General features: G+C 69.0%; 2 protein-coding genes. Both read left to right on the forward strand.

The genetic code is table 11. From position 1 onward, the window contains the following. Window positions 1-288 precede the first annotated feature (288 nt). Complete coding sequence (locus ACFWWU_RS37075) at window positions 289-1,545, forward strand: AAA family ATPase (RefSeq protein WP_384153561.1); 1,257 nt, start codon at window positions 289-291, stop codon at window positions 1,543-1,545. Further along, window positions 1,545-1,823, forward strand: coding sequence for a hypothetical protein (locus ACFWWU_RS37080; protein WP_384153564.1), 279 nt, complete (start codon window positions 1,545-1,547; stop codon window positions 1,821-1,823). The genes ACFWWU_RS37075 and ACFWWU_RS37080 overlap by 1 nt, the downstream gene beginning before the upstream one ends. Window positions 1,824-1,843: the final 20 nt, after the last annotated feature.

Below are 1,843 nucleotides of genomic sequence, written 5' to 3' on the forward strand. Positions count from 1 at the left end.
CAGCTCGCCGCCGCGGCCATGCCGCACACCTTCACCCGTGTGCGTCAGCCCGATCGCATCGAGTCGATCTGCACCTGCGGCGAAACCCTCCACTCGGCGGGCCTCGACGCGGCCGCGCGCGCCGACCTCATGTCGGCCGAACTCGCACACCGCGCGGGTGCGGCATGAGTCCGCGCATCGATCACGGCGACGACGTCGAACCGTTCGACATCGACGCCTACGACCCCGACGACTTCAAGCGGCCTGGCTACCTCGACCGCCTCACCGACAATCCGAAGGACTGACCCCGTGGCACTCCAAGTACTCAACCTCCAGGCCGAGAACTACAAGCGGCTCCGCGCCGTCGACATCACCCCTGACGGGAACATCGTCTTCATCGGTGGGCGGAACGCGCAGGGCAAGACGTCCGTGCTCGACGCGATCTGGGCGGCGCTCGCCGGCGGCGAAGCGTCCCGCGCGACGCAGCAGCCGATCCGTGACGGGCAGGACATGGCCATCGTGCGTCTCGACCTCGGCGACATGATCGTCACCCGCCGGTGGACGAAGGACGACTCGGGCACCCTCACCGTCGAAGCCGCGGACGGCGCGAAGTACTCCTCGCCGCAGAAGGTGCTCGACCAGCTGATCGGTGCTCGTGCGTTCGACCCGCTCGCCTTCACCCGCATGTCGGCGCGCGATCAGGTCGCGGCGCTTGTGTCGACGGTGGAGCTGCCGTTCGACCCCGACGAGCTCGAGCGCGAGCGGAAGGGCGTCTTCGACCGGCGCACCGACATCAACCGTGACGTGGCGAAGCTCGACGGGCAGCTCGCCGGATACCCGACCGCGGACCCGTCGCTGCCGACTGCTGAGGTCTCGGTGGCGGATCTCATCGCCCAGCGCGAGATCGCTCGCGAGCACAACACGAAGCTCGAGCGTGCCGCCGAGGCAGCCGCCGACCTCGACATCTACATCGAATCGATCGACCGGAACATCGTCGACTGGAAGGCGAAGCTCGCGGCGGCCGAGACCGAGCGGGTCGACGTCGTCGCCCGCCGCGACTCGGCGCTCGCGATCGCCACTGACGGCGAGCCGATCGATCTCGGCACGTTCGACGAGCGCCTCGCGTCCGTCGAGACGACGAACGCCCGCATCCGGCAGGCGCAGCACCGCGCGGCCGTCGCCGCCGAACTCGCCGACAGGAAGGCGGCGGCAGCCCAGCACACCCTCGCCCTGCAGGCCATCGAGCAGCGCAAGGCCGACGCCCTCGCGGCAGTCGCGTTCCCCGTGCCGGGCCTCTCGTTCGACGAGGCCGGGGTGACGTACAACAGCATCCCGTTCTCGCAGGCTTCCGCCGCCGAGCAGCTCCGCGTCAGCGTCGCGCTCGCGATGGCCGCGAACCCGACGCTTCGCGTACTCCGCATCCTCGACGGGTCGCTCCTCGACTCCGACTCGCTCGAGATCATCGCGACACTCGCGGCCGAGAACGACTACCAGGTGTGGATCGAAGTCGTCGACGAGTCCGGCTCGGTCGGGTTCGTCATCGAAGACGGGGCGGTGAAGAGCTGATGGCACAGTTCACGCGCCGCCTCGGCACGGTCCCCAGCGAGCAATGGTCGACTCCGATCGCTCCGTACGCCGTCAGTGTCATCGGAGAGGGATACGTCACGAAGACGGCGGCGGCGAAGGTTCGGTTCGAGCTGTTCGCCATCACTCAGGACGGCCCGGACGCCGCTCGAGTGTTCCGTGAGTTGCCGCTCATGCTGCCTGTCGACGAGGCGAAGCAGCTCATCGCGGACCTCACCGCCGCGGTGCAGTACATCGAGGGGGGCGAGGAGACGTGGTGAGCCCGCTCACCGTCCTCGGG

It is taken from the genome of Streptomyces sp. NPDC058650, from assembly GCF_042717315.1.
GTDB lineage: Bacteria > Actinomycetota > Actinomycetes > Streptomycetales > Streptomycetaceae > Streptomyces.